This window comes from Pantoea sp. Morm (genome assembly GCF_016643525.1).
GTDB classification, from domain to species: domain Bacteria; phylum Pseudomonadota; class Gammaproteobacteria; order Enterobacterales; family Enterobacteriaceae; genus Pantoea; species Pantoea dispersa.
Genome location: NZ_VOQX01000028.1, coordinates 1 through 19,033, shown reverse-complemented (window position 1 = coordinate 19,033; position 19,033 = coordinate 1). Strand labels below are relative to the sequence as shown.

Below are 19,033 nucleotides of genomic sequence, written 5' to 3'. Positions count from 1 at the left end.
CAAATGAAACCAGGACTGTACGTTGTAGTGAGTCCGGTAGTGGCACTCTATAGTGAGCTCTTACCCAACACAATGCAGGAGTGAACCATGAAAACCATTTTAATCACCGGCTGCTCTTCTGGTTTTGGTCATGCTACCGCGCTCTGGTTTCTGGAGCGCGGCTGGAAAGTCATCGCCACCATGCGCACCCCGCGCGCCGAACTGTTCCCTGAATCCGCCCATCTGCGCCTGCTGCCATTGGATGTCGCCGATGCCGCCAGCATCAGGCAAACGCTGGCTGAAGCAGGAGAGATTGATGTGCTGGTCAACAATGCCGGCATCGGTTTATTAACTTCGCTGGAAGGCGCGCCAATGTCCTCGGTGCGGGAAGTGTTCGAAACCAACACGCTGGGCACCATCGCCATGACGCAGGCGGTCATCCCGCAGTTCCGTGCGAAAAACAGTGGCATGGTGATCAATGTGACCTCGACGGTGACGCTGAAATCCCTGCCGCTGCTGGCGGTTTATACCGGCAGCAAAGCGGCCGTCAACGCCTTTACCGAGTCGCTGGCGCTGGAACTGCAGCCCTTTAATGTTCAGGTGAGACTGGTATTACCCGGGCTGGCACCCACCACCGACTTCGGCAAAAACGCCCGGCCGCGCATGGAAAACACCTTGCTTGAGCCTTACCAGCCGATGTTTGATGGCATCATCGCCGGCATGCAGCAGCCCCAGCCAACCACTAAAGCACAGGACGTTGCCGCTGCCGTGTGGCGTGCCGCGACCGATCCCGCCGCACCGATGCGCATCCCGGCCGGAGAAGATGCCGAAGCCTCGATGAAGCAATACGGTTAGCGATCTTTACGCTGGGCCAGCGCCTGCAGTGCCGCCAGACCGTCGCGCGCCAGCCAGCTTTGCAGCGGGGCAAACAACGGTTCAGGTAGCGCCTCAGGCGCGAACCAGTGCCAGCCTGTGCACTTATCCGGTTCCCGCAGCTGCGGCTCACCGCTGGCGTCCGGCGCTACCATCAGCAGCGTAATATAGTGGCGGTTGACCGCCGGAAACACATCGCTGACGAAGGCACCGTTGTGTACGCTGTGCAGCTGTAGACCGGTCTCCTCCAGCACTTCCCGCCGTGCACAGGCTTCCGGTGATTCACCAAACTCCAGATGGCCGCCCGGCGCCGACCAGTCACCGGCACCGTGGCTGCCTTTACGCTGGCCGAGCAACAGCTTGCCATCGCGGAAAATTAATACGCCAACACCGACCTGCGGGGACATCATTGCTCCTGATTTATCGATCCTCTCACTCTGCACGGTTTATAAATCAGCGCACCCCGCCTGACAATGGTTTCCTGCCGTTATCGCTGGGGTTTGAGTCGCAGCGCCATCAGCATCAGTAGCAGCACGCCCGCCGCCATGATCTGCCACGCGCTGTCGAGTGATGCCGCGCGATCGCGCACAATGCCGGCCATCAGCGGCATCAGTGCGGCCAGCATATAGCCGCCGCCCTGCACGAAAGACAGCAGCGCAGTGGCTTCTTCTGGCGTACGGGCATGATCAAGCGTGACGATCAGCGATAGCGGAAACAGCGCACCGATCCCCAATCCCAGCAGCAGCGTCGGCAACCAGGCGCGTTCGCCGCCCAGCCACAGCAGTGCGATCAGCCCCAGCAGGATAGAAGCCAGCACCACCAGCAGCGGCCAGCGGCGATCGCGGCAGCGATGAATCAGCGCGGAGAGCATAAATCCGGCGGCGACTTCGGTCAGGGTTAATGCGCCCAGCACGTAGCCGCTCTGCGCCGGCAGCCAGCCGTGTTGCATGTAAAATGGCGGCAGCCACGCCAGCACCAGCGTGTAAGCACCGGTGCCGATGCCAAAAAACAGCATCAACAGCCAGGCGCGGGGCGTGCGTTGTACGCCGCCGGCCGGTGGCGTGTTTACTCTCGTGGTCACAGGCTGCAGGCGCAGCCACAGAATCAATGCGATCAGCGCCGGTAGCGACGGCAGCATCAGGGCGATCGTCAGTCCGGCATGGCTGGCGAGCGGCGCGGCGCTGGCAGCGGCCACTGCGGCTCCGGCCATAATACCGGTGGTGAACAGTGCCATTAGCGTACCGGCACGCGAGGCGAAGTGACGTTTGATGAGCGCGGGCATCAGCGCCTGGATCAGCCCGATGCCGCAGCCGGCCAGCAGCGCGCTGGCGGTTAGCATGGCGGCGCTGTGATCGACGCCACGCGCGCCACCCGCGAACACCAGTACTATCAGGCCAGCGGTAATGCCGCGCGCTTCACCCAGCCTGCGCAGCAGCAGCGGTCCGGCCAGCGCCGCCAGCCCCATCATAATGACCGGCAGCGTCGTCAGCAGGCTCAGCTGCGTGGCACTGAGACCTGCATCGTGCTGCAGTTGCAGGAACAGCGGTCCGATGGCCGCCATCACCGGACGCAAATTCAGCGCCACCACAAAAACCAGTAAAGCAAACATGCCAATAGCAGGTAAGGTACGATTCACATTCTATCTCCATACACCAAATTATCTTAACGTTAAGATAGTTTGCGGAAGAACGATAGCGGGTGCGCACAAAGCGACACATTGCCCGCCGTGAACTGATGAGAATTAACATGACTGACCACGTAGATTTTGTCGTTGCGCAATGGGCCAGCGCCATGCCGGAGCTGGACGCTTCTTCCATGGCGATTTTTGGCCGTATGCTGCGCCTGATGAAGCTTCTGGCGAAAAAGCGCGCTGAGGCGCTGGCGCCCTTTGGTTTTCGCGACGGCGAATTTGATGTGCTGGCGACGCTGCGGCGTGCCGGCGCACCTTACCGCCTGTCGCCCACGCAGCTCTACAAATCGCTGCTGGTCACCTCCGGTGCCATGACCAACCGGCTTAACCGGCTGGAAGAAGAGGGCTTGATTGCGCGTGTTGCCGATGCCGATGATAAGCGCAGCACGCTAGTGATGCTGACGCCGGCCGGGCTGGCGAAGATTGATCAGGCGCTGCAGGTGCATACGCAAACGCAGAACGCGCTGCTGGCCACGCTGGACGATCGGCAGCAGCAGCAGCTTGCCGCCCTGCTGCGTCAGCTGTTGCACACAGCCGAACAGTAAGCCGGACGGGATGTGGCAAAAAATGAATTAATTCAGCGCGTTTTTCGCTATGTTAAGCATCCCACACCGCTTATTTTCGGACTGGCTATGCGTAACAAATATGCCCCTGCGCAAATCTTTATTCACTGGCTGACGCTGGTACTGGTGGCCACCGCTTACTGCACCATGGAGTTTCGCGGCTTATTCACGCGCGGATCCTGGCAAGGTTACACCATGATCGTTGGACATTTCAGCGCCGGCAGTTGTGTGTTGTTGCTGATGCTGTCACGCATTGTGCTGCGTTTTCGCCATCGCAGCCCGAAAATCGAACCCCAGCCGCCACACTGGCAAACCGGACTGGCGCATCTGATGCATCTGGCGATCTATCTGTTCTTTATCGTGCTGCCGATTCTCGGCATCCTTTCGCGCTTTTACATGGGCCGTAACTGGTGGATTTTCGCGATTCCGATGCCGGTCAGCGCCAGCCCGGATCCCGACTTTGCCGATATGCTGAGCGACTGGCACGAAACCCTCGCGCCATACGGCTACTGGCTGATTGGTCTGCACGCGGCGGCCGCGCTGGTGCATCATTATCTGATTAAAGACAATACGTTGCTGCGCATGATGCCGTCACGGCGAAACGGATGAAAGGAATAAGACGGTCGCCTGATGTGGCGACCGTCCTGATTTACGCCGTGTGCCGGCGACTGGTCACCGACCTTAACTGAGGTGAAAACGTCCCACGGTATGCGCCAGCTGTGCCGCCTGGTCTTCCAGCGAACTGGCGGCGGCTGACATCTGCTGGACCAGCGCGGCGTTCTGCTGGGTGGTGCCATCCATCTCGTTCACCGCGATCGTTACCTGGCTGATGCCGCGCGCCTGCTCGTCTGACGCGGTAACAATCTCGCCGATAATGGTGCGCACCGAGTTCACCGCCTGCGTCATCTCCTGCATGGTTTTACCGGCATCCTGCACCAGCTGCACACCGCTGCCGACGCGCTGGCCGGACTCTTCAATCAGCGCAGCGATATCCTTCACCGCATTGGCGCTGCGCTGTGCCAGATTACGCACTTCCGACGCCACCACGGCAAAACCGCGTCCCTGTTCCCCGGCGCGCGCCGCTTCAACCGCGGCGTTGAGCGCCAGAATGTTGGTCTGGAAGGCGATGCTGTTGATAATGGCGGTGATGTCGCCGATTTTCTTCGCGCTGTCGTCGATTTGCGCCATGGTCTGCACTACCTGGCCCACCAGTGACTCACCGCGGCTGGCGATGTGCGTGGCGTTATCGGTCAGCGTCGTCGCCTGATGCGCGTTAGCAGCGTTGTGTTTCACCGTCGCGGTAATCTGCTCCATGCTGGCGGCAGTTTGTTCCAGCGCGGCCGCCTGCTCTTCGGTACGTGACGCGAGGTTGAGGTTGCCGCTGGCGATTTCACCTGCGCCCTGGCGCACCGACGCGCTGGCATCCTGAATCTGCCCGACAATCTCGCGCAGCTGGTTTTGCATGGTGTGCAAGGCGAAGAACAGACTGCTGCTGTCGCGCGCTTTCAGCGGGATAGCGTTATCCAGTTTGCCATCGGCCACCGCCAGCGCAATGGTGGCTGCGGTCAGTGGCTCACCGCCAATCGGCTTCAGTACTTTGCGACTAAATACCAGCCCAAGCAGTGCGCACACCACCAGGATGCTGATCACCATTAAAATCACCGCGTTAATCAGCTGACGGTGCGCCGCTTCCATCACCTTGCTCACCGGGGCCACCACGCCGAGATACCATTTCTGATCGCTGTTACCGATCACCACCGGCCGCCAGGCTACCAGCGCATCCTCGCCCAGAATAGCGTCATGCTGTTCGGTAACCGTGCTGCTGAAATTATGTGTGTCGCCCTTCCAGGCTTTGCTGGTCTGGCTTTTGTCCGGATAAGACACCACATTGCCCGCGCTTGAGAGCAGCATGGCGTAACCGCTGCCTTCCCACGGTTTGATGCTGTTCACTTTTTCCTGCAGTGACGCCAGTGAGATATCGGACGTCACCACGCCCCACAGTTTGCCCTGGCTGATAATTGGCGCGGCCACCGAGGTCAGCAGCGTTGGCACACCGTTATAGGCATAGCTATAAGGTTCGATCAGCGTATCTTTCTGGCTTTTCTGCGGCAGCAGATAGTAATCGCCCTGGCCTGGCGTAAAGATTGAGGTCAGCGGATGCAGGGCAAAATTGCCGCCCTGGTCGCGATCGACGAAATAGGCGTAACGTCCTTTAGGTGCCGCGCCAGCCTGAGAGGCAAACTCAGCATCGCGTCCGTCAAACGCGTTTTCTTCGAAGATGACCGAAATAGAGAGATAGTCCGGATTATCACGCAGTGCAGAGACCAGCAGCTTATCGGCCACTTTGCGGTCCTGCACGCCGGCAGCCGGCAGGGCAATCAGACTGTGGCCAAGGTTGTGAGCGACATCGCGTGCGTAACTCAGCTCCTGCTGGATTTGCAGCGCCTGACTCTGCGCAATCTGCTGTAAGTAACTTTCCGCCAGCGATTTTTGCTCATTGCTGGACTGCCAGCTGAGCACGCCGATAGTCACGGCGAAGCCGAGGGTGATGGTTAAGGCGCCCGTCAGCAGCATTTGTGTGCGGGTGCTCATTTTTTTCTTATTAGATACGGTTGTGGCCATGTCGGCGCTCCTGGTGTTGACACTTTATTACTGAAAAAGAATCACGCCCTGTGCACCTGCATCCCTGTAATCACTCTATCGGCGCACAATCCGGGAACTTGATGGCCTGGCAGGTCCGATCAGAAAACCATCAACCGCTGTTGTGGCGTCGGGTCGCCATTAAAAACGCTAAGACGATGCAGTAAAAAAGAGGGAATTTGATCTGGCGCAAGATCGCCACTTCGTTGTGCTGTCAGGTTATTGCGTACGGGCGCAACGCGCCGCATAACAAGAGGAATGCAACATGGCAGGTAAATTGAGTCTGGCAGGGTTAATGGTGGTCTGGCTGGTGTATGTGGCGTGGATGGTCAGTTACTACTCAGGCACCTTCTCTCTTTTCACGCACTGATCGTTAGCACGGTTCCCAGGCCAGCGCAGAGGCTGGCCCGGATTCAGCAGCAGTGCAAAGCGAACGCGCTGTTCCTCAGGCGGCTTTGACCGCACGCACCTTCTTCTCTTTTTCCGGCGCAGCCGTATCGCTGTCGTCAGCAGCGGTTTCGCCGCTGTCTTTCACCGCGTCCGGCAGTTTGCTGGTGCGCAGAATGTGTTGCACCGCGTCTTTCTGTTCGGCCAGCAGCATACCCAGCGCTTCGGCCTGGGCCTCATCCATCGCTGGCTGATGTTGCTGCAGCCAGTCGGTGAACGCGTCGGCCATATCGAGCATCTTGTCCCATGCATCTGCGTCTTTTTTATTGGCAAACGTCATCTTCTCTTCACCCTTTCTGACCACAACATATTTGGTTTCGACTGCCATGATGCACCTCATTTACTGTGTTTATATACAGTATATTTCATTCAGCTTTTTTTCGCCAACGGTTTCTGCTCGCCGTTTAAGCCAGCAGCTCTTCGAGGAAGGTTGCCAGCGCTTTGCGCGGATCGTCCTCTTCAGACACGATCATCTCAATGCCCCACTGCCCCAGTACCTCTTTCGCCACCGGATTATTACGGTTGGTGAACAGGTAGGATTTAGGCCGTGCGGTCGCCAGCCCGGTGCGGCCCCACATCTTGGTCAGGCGATAAAACAGCAGGCGGATATTGAAATCGCTGATGCTGTAGCCAACAAACAGCACGGAGTTACCCATAACATCATGGGTCAGTTTGATATCCAGCGGCGAGTCAAAATAGAGCCGCTCGAAGTAGCTGCTCTCATCCAGCACGATGGAGGTATCATCGTCAAAATCGCCATGAAGTTTAATAATATGGCGCTTATCTTCAGTCAGCGACACCAGATCGGCGGCATTAGCGACCTTGCTGTACGGCACGTTGTGCGCTTCATGCGCCATCTCCAGCCAGCGGTCGTAATTGGTGGTATAGATGCGCGAGAAATTGCCCTGGGTGATCATGGTGTGGATTTCAGAGCTGCGCACGTCGATATCCGGACGGTGCCACTCGCGATCCATCCAGCTGCGCAGCGGGCCGAGCGAGCCTTTGCGCTGTTTGTAATATTCCGCCAGCGACAAATGGGTGCCGTAGGTATTGAAGATTTTCGGATCGTAGCCCAGCTCATTAGCCAGATGTGCAATCAGCTCGTGCCACTCCGGCAGTCCGAGATTGCGTGAGATGCCCGCACCGGCGAACAGAATCAGTTTGCCGGCATCGTAAGCGCGTTTGAGTTCCGGTTTCATGCCAGCCCCCGCGAAGTTTTCAGAAAGGTGGCAAAGCGATCCAGCGCCAGGCGGCGCATCGAGATTTCGTTTTTCAGTTCGCCCATTTCAGCGAATGTCTGGGTGTGCCCTTCCGGGATAAAGACGCAGTCCCACTGAAATTCGCGTGGCCCCGCCGGCTCCCGGGCAATGGTGCCGCGCAGCTGGCCTTCAAACTGGTACATTTTGCGCCCGTCACAGTAGCCGAGGACGGTTTTGGCGGTCACGCCCGGGCTGTCCAGGCCGTTCACCAGTTTGGTAAAGCGTTCCGCGTTCAGCCGGCTCCAGAAAATGCGCGTCAGACCGGCGGGCAGGCCATTGAGCCCATCCAGATATAGGCCGGTATGCTCGACAAACAGCGGGCGGCCAATGATTGAAAAGGCTTTAGTCAATTTGTCACGAACCAGCTCCACCTCATTTTCGGTCTGAATCTCTTCAATACGGCGCGCAATGGGCACCACTTCGACACCCACCGGCTCAAGGATGGTACGCACCTCGGCCAGCTTGAGTTCATTAGCAGATAAGAAACGAATTTTCATTGCAATCAGTATGTTGAAAGTGGGTTAGTCCAACCTGGTGACGCGTATCCGGCTGCGGTTCCGGCTGTTATTGTCCGGCACGCTGTCGCCGCGCCGCGTGGTCATTCTACTCTGCGGCGACGTCACTGGCGAGGAACAATCGGGTCGCGCTGCGCGCGCCTTCGCCGGTATAGCGCATCGCTTATCGCTGGTGGCGTTAAATATTGCGCCTGAATGCGTTAATAGCGCTATTTGACGCCGCTTATGTCAAATATAAAAACCCGCGCTTAACGCGCAAATAATCTGAAAACAATTATGACAGTCGTCTCGCTTAAATATATTATGTGGCGTTTACACCTTCACGCGTCATGACAATAAAACCCGGAACCGTTTATGAACCCTTTGTTGAGTTCAGCCTGGTCGCGCATCCGTAATCTGCCCTTCATTCTGCAGGGTGATAGCCCGGAAAAAAAGCTACGCCTGACGCTGCTGATTGCCGGCGTCGCCAGTATCGTGGCCGGTATCTTTATGGCAACACTGAATTTCAGTCGCGGTCATCATGACATTGGCTGTCTGTATATCGCCAGTATAGCGCTGGGGGGCTACATCATCATCGGCGCCTTCAGCGACCGGCTGGAGCGGCATCTGGCGATCATTACCCATGCGTTATTATTTACCATCATCGTGCTGTTGCTGGTGGATAATCATCACGCTGCCGGCAAGCGTTCAGAATATAACTATCTGGTGGCCTTGATCATCGGTTCGGCACTGGTGTTGCGCCAGCAATCCTTTTATCTGAGTAAAATATTTCCGCTGCTGTGCCTGCTGTGTTATCTGTTTTTTGTCACCACCGGTCTGATCTGGGAAAATAATCGTTTCCATCTGAATATTCCGCAGGAAGCCGTTTTTACCGTTTTCAATTGTGCGGTGCCGGTGACGGCACTGCTGTCGACCGTGTTCACCTATGGCGGTAATTATTCCGCCACCGATCTTATCAAGCGCGAGCTCGCGTCCGCCATCGAGCGCCAGCAGCTGGAGCTCTATTATCAGCCGCAGGTCGATGGCGACAAAAATCTCATCGGTTTTGAAGCGCTGCTGCGCTGGAAGCACCCGGAGAAAGGCTTTATCTCACCGGAAGTGTTTATTCCGGTAGCCGAAAAAAGCGGGCTGATTATCGATATTGGCAAGTGGGTGCTGGAGCGCATGCTGCAACAAATCGTTGAGTGGGATCGCGTGCTGCGGCTGCCCCCGCTGGTGTTTTCCATCAATATCAGCCCGCTGCAGTTGATGCACCGCGACTTCACCCATGACACGCTGCTGACGCTGTCGCATTACAAAATCCGTCCCGAGCGGCTGAAGTTTGAAATTACCGAGACCACCTTTATTTACGATCAGCAGCGCATTGGGGATGTCATTAACCACTTCAGCCAGTTAGGGATCAAATGGGCGATCGACGATTTCGGCGTCGGCTACTCTTCGCTTAAGTCGCTGAGTGATTTCGCTATTGATGATATTAAGATTGATAAATCCCTGATCATGCACATTTTTGAAAACGAATCGGCGGCGATTGTGGTGCAAAAGACCATTGAGCTGTCGCGCGCGATGGGGCTGAACGTTCTGGCGGAAGGCATTGAGAGCGAGGAGTATTTCGAGCACCTGCGCAATAAGGGCTGCCATTTATTCCAGGGCTACCATTTTGCCCGCCCGCTGCCCGCCGCCGAAGCATTGCAGTGGATAAAAAAAGCAGGATAAACCGGGCGAGCCTTCATTTTTTAAGCCAGTGCGCAGCAATGCGCACTCTACGAAAGCCCGAGCGAGCTGTAGGGTCGCCATTTATGGTGACCACACCGCACGCCTGACCACCCCGCCCTAATTCTCCTGATAAACAATCCCAGGCGGATTAACCTGCGAAATCTCCACTGCCTCGCCCTCTTCACCCCATCTTGCCAGCACCTGGTGATACTGGCCGCCAGCAATAGCGCCGTTGATCGCCTGCTGCAGCGCGACGTCCAGGCCATTGCCCTTCTTCGTGGTGACCGCCACCCAGGCGCGAAACGGTCCGTGCCCGACAATTTTGGTTTGCCCGCGCGAAGCCACTTTCCACGCCGCCATGGCCTGCGGGCCGAATGACGCATCGGCCCGGCCAGAGAGCAGCGCCAGCGTGGCGGAGGCATCATCGTTGAGATAAATCGGCTGCACCGGGGCCAGGCCCTGCGCCCGATTCTTCTCATCCCAGCTCAGTAAGATTCGCTCCTGATTGGTGCCGGAGCCCACGATAATCCGTTTGCCGGCCACGTCTTCCCGGCGACGAATTGCGCTGATTTTACTGTCCGCTTTCACCGCGAAGGCGTGGTTATCCGCGCGATAGGTGGCGAAATCAAACTTCTGCTTGCGCTCCTCGGTCACCGCGATATTAAACATCGCCACATCATAGCGCCCTGCCGTGATGCCCAGCGGCCAGTCCTCCCACGCCGCCGGCACCAGCCTGAGTTTCAGACCGAGGCTGTCGGCCAGCAGGCGCGCAATGTCCGGGTCGCTGCCGATCAGCGTTTTATTATCGGACGCCCAGAGGCCAATTGGCGGTGAATTATTGGCTGAGGTGGCGACGGTTAAATAGCCGGGTTGAACAAATTGAAATCCGGCGGGGATCTTCGCGATCGCCTGCGGATTGGCCGCCATGGTGATCGGCGTTTCGTTGTGACTGGCGTCCAGCTGTTGCGCACCTGTCGCGGGTGCCGCCAGCACCGCACCCGTCAGCGCGAGTATAATCACCGGCTTCATTACAGCACCCTGGCGAGGAAACGTTTGGTGCGCTCATGACGCGGCTGATTTAGCACCTGCTGGCTGCTGCCCTGCTCAACCACGCGCCCGTCAACCATAAACACCACGTTATCCGCCACTTCGCGCGCAAAGCCGATCTCGTGCGTGACAATCACCAGCGTGGTGCCGGATCGCGCCAGTTTTTTAATCACATCCAGCACTTCGCCCACCAGTTCCGGGTCGAGCGCCGAAGTCGGCTCATCAAACAGCATCACGCGCGGGTTAAGCATCAGCGCACGCGCAATCGCAATGCGCTGCTGCTGACCGCCAGAGAGATGCCGCGGCCAGGCATCGGCTTTGTGCCGCAGGCCGACCACATCCAGCAGCTCACCGGCGCGATCGATCGCTGCCCGGCGCGACAGCTGACGATGGGCAATCGGCGCTTCAATCAGATTTTCCAGCACCGTCAGGTGCGGAAACAGATTGAAGTTCTGGAACACATAGCCGACGTTGATGCGCTGCCGCAAAATCGCCTTCTCTTTCAGCTCATAGAGTTTATCGCCGCGCCGCTGATAGCCGATGTAATCGCCATCGATCTGAATAAAGCCTTCATCCACGCGCTCCAGATGATTGATGGTGCGCAGCAGCGTCGATTTGCCAGAACCGGACGGCCCGAGAATCACCGTCACCGAACCGGGAGCCAGCTCAAGCGACACCTCATCCAGCGCTTTATGCCGGCCAAACGTCTTGCTGACGCCGGTAATACTGATGGCGCCGGTGGTATGCAGATAGCGGTAATCAATGGCTTCGGACATGAGACAGCTCCTCGTTGACGGCAGGGTTCGCGCTGCGGTTGCGCCACTGGCGCCAGCGCGAAGGTTGCGGTTCACGCGTGACGCTGCGTGCCAGCCAGCGCTCGACGCTGTGCTGCAGCAGCGACAGTACGGTGGTGATGATCAGATACCAGGCGGCCCCGACCATCAGCAGCGGGATCACCTGCTGGGTGCGGTTGTAGATCATCTGGATGGTGTAAAACAGCTCGGGCATCGCCAGCACATACACCATTGAGGTGCCCTTGGCGAGGCTGATGATCTCATTAAAGGTGGTGGGAATAATCGCGCGCAATGCCTGCGGCAGAATGATGCGAAACGTGCGACGCGACGACGATAATCCCAGCGCCGAAGCGGCTTCAAACTGGCCGTGATCGACGCCGAGAAATCCGCCGCGAATAATCTCCGCGCTATACGCGCTCTGCACCAGCGTCAGGCCAATCACCGCCGCCGGGAACTGGCCGAGCACGTTGATGGTCTGGAAGTGCCCCCACGACAGGGCGGTGAACGGAATACCGAACGACAGCGTGTCGTACAGGTACGAGAAGTTATACAGAATGATCAGCACCACAATCAGCGGCAGCGAGCGAAACAGCCAGATATAGCCAAACGCCAGCGTGCTCAGCAGCCACGATGACGAGAGCCGCGCCAGGGCCAGCAGGCCGCCGAATATCAGGCTCAGCAGCGTGCCGCACAGCGTCAGCAGTAGCGTTTGTCTCAGGCCATTAAGAATCACCGGATCGAAAAACCAGCGGGCAAACACGCTCCACTCCCAGCGCGGATTAAAAGCCACGGAATCGATCACCGCCGCAAGGATAAACAGCGCGATGATGGCACCGACGGTACGCGCCGGATAGCGTGCGGGCACCACGGTCAAAGGTTGTTGCTTACTCATGGTGGCTCTCCTTAGCTGGCCTGCGCCACGTTGTGCACATCAATCACTTTGAGAAAACGCAGCCGGCCATCGTGCGGCGGCTGGCCGTAAATCTCCATATCTTCGCGCAGCTCAAACTGCGGCTGATAGCCGTGACCGATATACAGCTGTACCGCTTCCGGCTGACGGAAACCGGTGGTGAGAAACACGCGCTGATAGCCTGCGCGCAGCGCCCGGCGCTCCAGCTCCTGCAGGATCAGCAGTGCCAGTCCCTGACGGCGCAGGTCACGCCGCGTCCAGATGCGCTTCAGTTCGGCGGTGGTAGCATCCCACGGTTTATAGGCGCCCATGGCGATGATCTCACCGTCGCGCTCCAGCACGATGAACAGCCCGCGCGGCGGCAGATACCACTCGGTCAGCTCAACTTCATTGTGTTTCCTGAAGAAATCGCCGTAGCGTGCTGCATATTCACCAAACAGACCGTCAAGAATCGGCTGCAGCTCCGGCGCTTCCGGTGACACTTCGCGGAAAAATTGCTGGCTCATGCCTCCTCCTTAATCGCCCAGTCCGGGCGGATTGATCTCGGAACGATCCAGACGCTCCACGCCTTCACCCCAGCGGTTCAGCACCTTGTCGTAGTCACCGTTTTTGATCACGCCATTGAGTGCGGTGTTAATTGGCTGCACCAGCCCGTTGTCTTTCTTCACTGTCACCGCGATGTGCGCCGCCTTCGGCCAGCCGCCGTCCACGCTACCCACCAGCCGGGTCTTTTTGGTCAGCGCCGCTTTCCATGCGCCAATCACGTTAGGGCCGAAGTAAGCGTCGGCGCGCCCGGCCTGTAACGCCAGCGTCTGCGCAGCGTCATCTTTGGTATAAACCGGTGTGAAAGGCTTCAGTCCCTTTGCCTGATTCTCTTTATCCCAGGCCAGCAGGATGGCCTCCTGATTGGTGCCGGAGCCGACGATAATGCGCAGGCCGGCGATATCTTCTGCCTTGCTCAGCGAGGTAATCGGGCTGCTGGTTTTCACATAGAAGCCCAGCGAATCTTTGCGGTAGGTGGCAAAATCAAAACGCTGTTTACGATCTTTGGTCACCGTCACGTTGGTGATCGCCGCGTCATATTTGCCCGATGCCACGCCCAGCGGCCAGTCCTCCCACGAGGTGGGCACGATGTTGAGCTTCAGCCCGAGGCTGTCGGCCACCAGACGCGCAATATCCACCTCACTGCCCAGCAGCGTTTTATTGTCGTCGCTGAATACCGTGAGCGGCGGCGAGTTGAGTGCCGCCACCGCCACGGTGAACGATCCCGGCACGGCAAATTTGTGGCCCGCCGGAATTTGCGCCACGGCGGCAGGATTCTCTGGCGTGTTGATGGGCGTTTTATTGGCGGCAAGACTCACCTGCTGACCATTGACGGCCACGTCCTCGGCCAGTGCCGCACTGCTCAGGCTGATTAACAGCAGCACAATCAGGGATTTTTTCTGCATAGCGTGTTTTCTCATCGTTATTGTGGTGTGAACTGGTTGAGCGGTTGTTTCAGACCAAAGCTGGCGCGCAGCGTGCTGCCCGGGTATTCGCGACGCGTCAGGCCGCGCGCCTGGAGAACCGGAATCACCTGATCAACAAAACGCTCGAAGGTGTCCGGCGTGCCGCCCTGAATAATGAAACCGTCAGTGGCTTCGGTTTCGAACCACAGCTGCAGACCATCCGCTACCTGCTGTGGCGTACCGTGAAACAGCGGACGCGGCGTCGCGGCTTCCAGCGCCGCCTGGCGCAGCGTATGGCCGTGTTCACGCGCTTTGCGTTTGATTTCGTCGGTGGTGCTACGAAAGCTATTCTGGCCAATATCGCCAATGTCCGGGAAAGGCTGGTCGAGCGGATACTGCGAGAAGTCGTGATGGTCAAAGAAGCGACCAAGGTAGTTGAGTGCATCCTCAATCGAGACCAGCGCCGCGGTGGTCTGGTACTGGCGCTCGACGTCTGCGTCATCCTCCCCCACGATCACACTGACGCCCTGGAAAATGTGCAGATCGCCCGGCTCACGCCCGTTCGCCACCAGCTGCTGCTTCACATCCCGGTAGAACGCCTGCGCCTCTTCGCGCGTTGGCTGATGGGTGAAGATGGCATCGGCATGACGCGCCGCCAGCTTGCGGCCATCTTCCGAGGCGCCCGCCTGAAAGATAATCGGCCGGCCCTGCGGCGTGCGCTCAATGTTCAGCGGCCCCTGTACCTGGAAAAAATCACCGTGATGATTCAGCGTGTGCAGTTTGTCAGGCGCATAGAACTGACCGCTGGCTTTATTGCGCACAAACGCACCCTCTTCCCAGGAATCCCACAACCCTTTCACCACCTGCAGGTACTCGTCGGCGATGCGGTAGCGCAGCGCATGCTCGGGATGCTGCTGACGCGAAAAGTTTTTTGCCGAGCCCTCCAGCGGCGATGTCACCACATTCCAGCCCGCGCGCCCGCCGCTGAGATGGTCTAGACTGGCGAACTGGCGGGCGACGGTGAACGGCTCACTGTAGGAGGTGGACACCGTACCGACCAGGCCGAGATGCTCGGTGACGCCGGCCAGCGCCGACAGCAGCGTCAGCGGTTCGAAGCGGTTAAGAAAGTGCGGGATCGATTTTTCATTAATGAACAGGCCATCGGCGACAAACAGGAAATCCAGTTTGCCAGCCTCGGCTTTACGGGCGATACGGCGGGCGTAATCAAAACTGATGCTGGCATCCGCCTGCGCCGCCGGATGACGCCAGGCGGACATGTTGCCGGATGCGCCGTGCAGAATGGTGCCGAGGCGCAGTTGTCTTGCAGTCATAATCGTCTCTCTTTGCTCATGGCGCAGCCTGCCGGCGATAGCCTTATCGCCGTACAGCGCTGCCAGAAATGGAAGGAAATCAGTTAAGGATGGCGTCGCGACATCGCGCGTTTAGCTGCTGCAATGCCTGTTGCGCCAGCTGACTGAAGTAGTGTGCCGCCGGGGCGATCAGCGCTTCATCGGGGTTGAAGCCACCGTGATGCAGGCCAAATTCACTGGCGCTGCCAATGCTGACAAACGCGCCCGGGAGCTGCTGCAGGTAATAAGCGAAATCTTCACCGCCAAGGTGCAGCTCAGCCTGTTGCACCTGATAACCCACCTGCTGCGCCACCTGACTGGCAAACTGTGCCCAGTGGGCGTCGTTCTCCAGTACCGGCGGCCCCGGATGCCAGCTAAAGGTGGCCGTGGCACCGCTGCCGGCGGCGATATTGACCACCACCTCGCGCGCACGCTGCTCCAGCTGCGCGCGCACCTGTTTATCGTGCGTGCGCACCGTGCCGCCAAATTCCGCTTCAGCCGTCTGCTGACCGTCGTGCCTGTGTGCATCAATACGCGTGACGCTCAGCACCAGACTGTCCAGCGTATTAAAGCTGCGGCTGGTGAGGGATTGCAGCGCCTGAATAATCTGGCTGGCGACCAGGATGCTGTTTACGTCCGTGCGGGTGCTGTGCACGCGCACCACAAATTTATCGGCGTTGGCATAAAACGCACCGCTGCGCGTGGCAAAGGTGCCCGTGGGCAAACCCGGTTCGTTGTGCATGCCAAAAATCGCCTGTACCTGATCCAGCACCCCCGCGTCGATGAACTGGCGCGCGCCCTGGGCAATCTCTTCCGCCGGCTGGAACAGGATGCGCACCCGCCCCGGTAGCTGAGCTTCCCGTGTTTTCAGCTGCAGCGTGGCACCCAGTATCACCGCACTGTGCACATCATGACCGCAGGCGTGCATGACGCCGGCTTGCCGTGAACGAAAAGGCAGCCCGGTGGCTTCATGGATCGGTAATGCATCAATATCGGCACGCAGGGCGATCAGAGGCGCGCCCTGACCCACTTCCGCCACCACGCCGGTGTGCAGCGGATAATCCAGCAGGCGCACGTCAGCCTGCTGCAGCCAGCGGCGCAGCCGCGCGCTGGTTTCCACTTCATGACCGGAGAGTTCCGGCCAGCTGTGCAGCTCGCGCCGCCAGTCAATCAGCTGCTGTTCGCTTACTATCGTCACAGGACCTCCCGGTCAGGCGCTAACCAGACGATGCGTCGCCAGCAGTTCGAGGGATTTCACCCGCGCCTGCTCCTCCGCCACCGGCGTATCAATAACAAACTCTTCAATGTCGTAGCGCTGGTGCAGCGCATCAAGCTGCGCGTGCACCTGTGCCGCGGTCCCTTTCAGCAGCGACGGCGTGCGTGGCTCAATCACGTAGTCACTGAAGCCGCCCTGACGCACATAGCGCTCAGCCTGTTCAATGCTGCCGACGTTAACGCTCTGTCCGCCCGTCACGCTGACGTGATAAATGCGCAGTGTGTCGACCAGCAGGTCAGCTTCTGCCGGCGAATCCGCCACCACTACCTGTACCGCCACCAGCGCACGCTGACCCTGACTGTGCTGGCGATAGCTGTTCAGCACCTGCGCCATCAGTTGCGGATCGCCGTTGTGGTGTGCGGCGAACACCAGCTGCCAGCCGAGCTCTGCCGCCAGTCGGGCGCTCGCTTCGCTGGCTCCGAGCAGAAAGCGATTGGCCGGACGCGGCGGCTGCGGCGTGGCGCGCAGGATCTCCTCATCCCCCACCGGCGGCACACTGAGCCAGCTATCCAGCAGCGCCAGCTGTTCGGCAAAGCTGCCTTTCTCCTGCTGGCGCACCCCCAGTTGCAGCGCGCGGGTAGAAAGCGGCAGTCCGCCGGGCGCTTTACCCACGCCCAGGTCGATACGTCCAGGTGCCAGCGCAGCCAGCAGGTTGAAGTTTTCCGCCACTTTATAAGGGCTGTAGTGCTGCAACATCACGCCGCCGGAACCCACGCGGATATGCCGGGTCTGGCCAATGATCCAGGCAATCAACAATTCCGGCGAAGGACTCGCCAGCTGGTCGCTGTTGTGGTGTTCCGCCAGCCAGAAGCGGTGATAACCCCAGGCTTCCGCGCGCTGAGCCAGCTGCAGTGTGCGATGCAGGGCCTGCGTGGCGCTCTCACCTGCTGCAATCGGTGATTTGTCGAGCAAACTCAGTCGGTATGACATGCGCCTGTTCCTTATTTCGATGAATAGGGTTGCGATGAATATGGCGCTTAGTGTGGCGGGGAGATTTATATTTCGTAAAACAACTAAATCGGCAAAGCGATTCAGGAAATGAGAAATAGTCATAATACTTGCTGGTGAAAGCCTGATTTTTCGTAAAGCGGATTTCGCTTTCTGTCGGATTAACATTACGCGAGTCGGTAATGATCCGCAGCAGCAATAACCTCAGTGCAGGTTTTCAGGTTGAGAAAAAACAATTTTTATCGAGCCAGGAAAACAACCCGGTAATTGCGGCATAAAATTAATTCTCCGCTTTTGTTATTTTCGCAAAAGCTTAGTGCAATTCATTGGTTCAACTCACGGGTTGCACATTTGATGATGATTTCAGCCCACCGGGCACTTGATAACAAAGGAAATCATCATGAAGACGCATTTTCACTTGCGGGCGCTGAGCTTAGCCCTGCTGACAGGGATATTTAGCGCCCACGCGGCGGAGACGCCGGTCAAAGGCGGCACGCTGATTTATCTGGAACAGCAGGCACATACCAATCTTTATCCGCCGGCCGGGGGTTTTTATCCCAACGGCGGCATTCTCAATCAGATCACCGACAAACTGACGTGGCAAAATCCGAAAACGCTGCAGGTGGAACCGTGGATTGCCGAAAGCTGGAGCAGCAACGCGGATAAAACGGAATACACCTTTAAAATTCGCCCTGGCGTCACTTTTTCCGATGGCACGCCGCTGGATGCGAATGCCGTGGCGAAAAACTTTGATACTTACGGACTCGGTAATAAAGCCCAGCGCCTGCCGGTGTCTGAAGTGATTAATAATTACGAACGCAGCGAAGTGATTGATCCCCAGACGGTGAAGTTTTATTTCAAACAGCCCTCACCTGGATTTTTACAGGGCACGGCAACCATTGGCTCCGGGCTGGTTTCGCTCAGCACGCTGCAACGTAGTTTCGACCAGCTCGGCGATGCGCGCCATATTATTGGCTCCGGGCCGTTTGTGGTCAGCGATGAAAAGCTCGGGCGGGAAGTGGATTTAACCGCGCGCAAAGATTACCAGTGGGGACCGAAAAACAGCACCCAGCAGGGACCGGCGAATCTGGCTGGCATCAAATTTATCGTCACACCGGAAGATAGCGTGCGCATCGGCGCACTGCTGGCCGGTCAGGCCGATTTTATTCGCCAGGTGCAGGCGTATGACGAAAAACAGGCACAGCAGCAGGCGTTCCCGGTTTACGCAGCGCCGACGCGTGGCGTCAACGACAGCATCAGCTTCCGCCCGGACAACCCGCTGGTCAGCGATCTGCGCGTACGTCAGGCGCTGTTGCATGCGACCAACGCGCAGCAGGTGGTGCAAACCCTGTTTTCACCTAACTATCCGCAGGCCACCTCGGTGATCGCCGCCTCGGCCGCCGGGTATGTCAACCTCGCGGACAAACTGAAATACGATCCCGCCCGCGCCAGGCAACTGCTTGACGAGGCTGGCTGGCAGCCCGGCAGCGACGGCATCCGCGCCAAGGCGGGGCAAAAGCTGGCTCTGACCGTGTATGAATCGCTGCCACAGCCGCAGAACAAAGAAGTGCTGCAGCTGGTG

At 58.3% G+C, this 19,033-nt stretch carries 19 protein-coding genes; 5 read left to right on the top strand and 14 right to left on the bottom strand.

The window, feature by feature from the left end:
* The first annotated feature begins 87 nt into the window (after positions 1-87).
* Positions 88-834 carry an SDR family oxidoreductase gene (locus FT726_RS11960; protein WP_288421624.1) on the top strand — a complete coding sequence of 249 codons (747 nt, stop codon included), beginning with the start codon at positions 88-90 and terminating at the stop codon, positions 832-834.
* Here the strand turns inward: FT726_RS11960 and FT726_RS11955 are convergent.
* Together FT726_RS11955 and FT726_RS11950 are read right to left on the bottom strand one after the other, a co-directional pair.
* The gene (locus FT726_RS11955; RefSeq protein ID WP_193751883.1) at positions 831-1,259 is read right to left on the bottom strand and encodes an NUDIX hydrolase; all 429 of its coding nucleotides are present in this window, start codon (positions 1,257-1,259) and stop codon (positions 831-833) included. The two genes, FT726_RS11960 and FT726_RS11955, sit on opposite strands and share 4 nt — an antisense overlap.
* Positions 1,260-1,339: 80 nt before the next feature.
* A complete protein-coding gene (locus FT726_RS11950) occupies positions 1,340-2,488 on the bottom strand; it encodes an MFS transporter (protein WP_346302834.1) in 1,149 nt (382 codons plus the stop codon).
* A gap of 110 nt (positions 2,489-2,598) precedes the next feature.
* Between FT726_RS11950 and FT726_RS11945 the strand changes: the two genes are divergently transcribed.
* The gene (locus FT726_RS11945) at positions 2,599-3,087 is read left to right on the top strand and encodes a MarR family winged helix-turn-helix transcriptional regulator (protein WP_288421621.1); all 489 of its coding nucleotides are present in this window, start codon (positions 2,599-2,601) and stop codon (positions 3,085-3,087) included.
* An 87-nt stretch (positions 3,088-3,174) separates the two neighbouring features.
* The gene (gene cybB, locus FT726_RS11940) at positions 3,175-3,714 is read left to right on the top strand and encodes a cytochrome b561 (protein ID WP_031280003.1); all 540 of its coding nucleotides are present in this window, start codon (positions 3,175-3,177) and stop codon (positions 3,712-3,714) included.
* A 72-nt stretch (positions 3,715-3,786) separates the two neighbouring features.
* On the opposite strand, the gene FT726_RS11935 is transcribed toward cybB, so the two are convergent.
* The 4 genes from FT726_RS11935 to FT726_RS11920 all read right to left on the bottom strand — a co-directional run bounded on the left by FT726_RS11935 (position 3,787) and on the right by FT726_RS11920 (position 7,948).
* Complete coding sequence (locus FT726_RS11935; RefSeq protein WP_021509066.1) at positions 3,787-5,727, bottom strand: methyl-accepting chemotaxis protein; 1,941 nt, start codon at positions 5,725-5,727, stop codon at positions 3,787-3,789.
* A gap of 463 nt (positions 5,728-6,190) precedes the next feature.
* A complete protein-coding gene (locus FT726_RS11930; protein WP_058775925.1) occupies positions 6,191-6,520 on the bottom strand; it encodes a YebG family protein in 330 nt (109 codons plus the stop codon).
* A gap of 76 nt (positions 6,521-6,596) precedes the next feature.
* Positions 6,597-7,391 (bottom strand): SIR2 family protein, encoded by a 795-nt coding sequence (locus FT726_RS11925; RefSeq protein ID WP_010618046.1) that lies wholly within the window; start codon positions 7,389-7,391, stop codon positions 6,597-6,599.
* The gene (locus FT726_RS11920; protein ID WP_010618047.1) at positions 7,388-7,948 is read right to left on the bottom strand and encodes a non-canonical purine NTP pyrophosphatase; all 561 of its coding nucleotides are present in this window, start codon (positions 7,946-7,948) and stop codon (positions 7,388-7,390) included. Before FT726_RS11920 ends, FT726_RS11925 begins: the two co-directional genes overlap by 4 nt.
* Before the next feature lie 372 nt (positions 7,949-8,320).
* Between FT726_RS11920 and FT726_RS11915 the strand changes: the two genes are divergently transcribed.
* Positions 8,321-9,679: a bifunctional diguanylate cyclase/phosphodiesterase gene (locus FT726_RS11915; protein WP_021509063.1), complete on the top strand. Its 1,359-nt coding sequence runs from the start codon at positions 8,321-8,323 to the stop codon at positions 9,677-9,679.
* A gap of 117 nt (positions 9,680-9,796) precedes the next feature.
* Here FT726_RS11915 and FT726_RS11910 read toward each other — a convergent pair whose 3' ends face one another.
* From FT726_RS11910 to FT726_RS11875, 8 genes are all read right to left on the bottom strand, one after another.
* Positions 9,797-10,708, bottom strand: coding sequence for an ABC transporter substrate-binding protein (locus FT726_RS11910; protein WP_346302833.1), 912 nt, complete (start codon positions 10,706-10,708; stop codon positions 9,797-9,799).
* Positions 10,708-11,502: an amino acid ABC transporter ATP-binding protein gene (locus FT726_RS11905; RefSeq protein WP_021509061.1), complete on the bottom strand. Its 795-nt coding sequence runs from the start codon at positions 11,500-11,502 to the stop codon at positions 10,708-10,710. Before FT726_RS11905 ends, FT726_RS11910 begins: the two co-directional genes overlap by 1 nt.
* The gene (locus FT726_RS11900) at positions 11,486-12,412 is read right to left on the bottom strand and encodes an amino acid ABC transporter permease (RefSeq protein ID WP_288421613.1); all 927 of its coding nucleotides are present in this window, start codon (positions 12,410-12,412) and stop codon (positions 11,486-11,488) included. The genes FT726_RS11905 and FT726_RS11900 overlap by 17 nt, the downstream gene beginning before the upstream one ends.
* An 11-nt stretch (positions 12,413-12,423) precedes the next feature.
* The gene (locus tag FT726_RS11895; protein ID WP_021509059.1) at positions 12,424-12,936 is read right to left on the bottom strand and encodes a GNAT family N-acetyltransferase; all 513 of its coding nucleotides are present in this window, start codon (positions 12,934-12,936) and stop codon (positions 12,424-12,426) included.
* Between the two features lie 9 nt (positions 12,937-12,945).
* Positions 12,946-13,878 carry an ABC transporter substrate-binding protein gene (locus FT726_RS11890; protein ID WP_288421607.1) on the bottom strand — a complete coding sequence of 311 codons (933 nt, stop codon included), beginning with the start codon at positions 13,876-13,878 and terminating at the stop codon, positions 12,946-12,948.
* A 17-nt stretch (positions 13,879-13,895) separates the two neighbouring features.
* Complete coding sequence (locus FT726_RS11885) at positions 13,896-15,209, bottom strand: LLM class flavin-dependent oxidoreductase (RefSeq protein WP_058770232.1); 1,314 nt, start codon at positions 15,207-15,209, stop codon at positions 13,896-13,898.
* Positions 15,210-15,288: 79 nt separating this feature from the next.
* Positions 15,289-16,425 carry an amidohydrolase gene (locus FT726_RS11880; protein WP_346302832.1) on the bottom strand — a complete coding sequence of 379 codons (1,137 nt, stop codon included), beginning with the start codon at positions 16,423-16,425 and terminating at the stop codon, positions 15,289-15,291.
* Positions 16,426-16,437: 12 nt separating this feature from the next.
* Entirely contained in the window at positions 16,438-17,433 is a 996-nt protein-coding gene (locus tag FT726_RS11875) for an MsnO8 family LLM class oxidoreductase (RefSeq protein WP_288421598.1), read from the bottom strand.
* A gap of 418 nt (positions 17,434-17,851) precedes the next feature.
* Between FT726_RS11875 and FT726_RS11870 the strand changes: the two genes are divergently transcribed.
* Positions 17,852-19,033, top strand: a 1,182-nt coding sequence (locus tag FT726_RS11870; protein WP_346302831.1) for a TIGR04028 family ABC transporter substrate-binding protein, incomplete at its 3' end; no start/stop codon positions are given.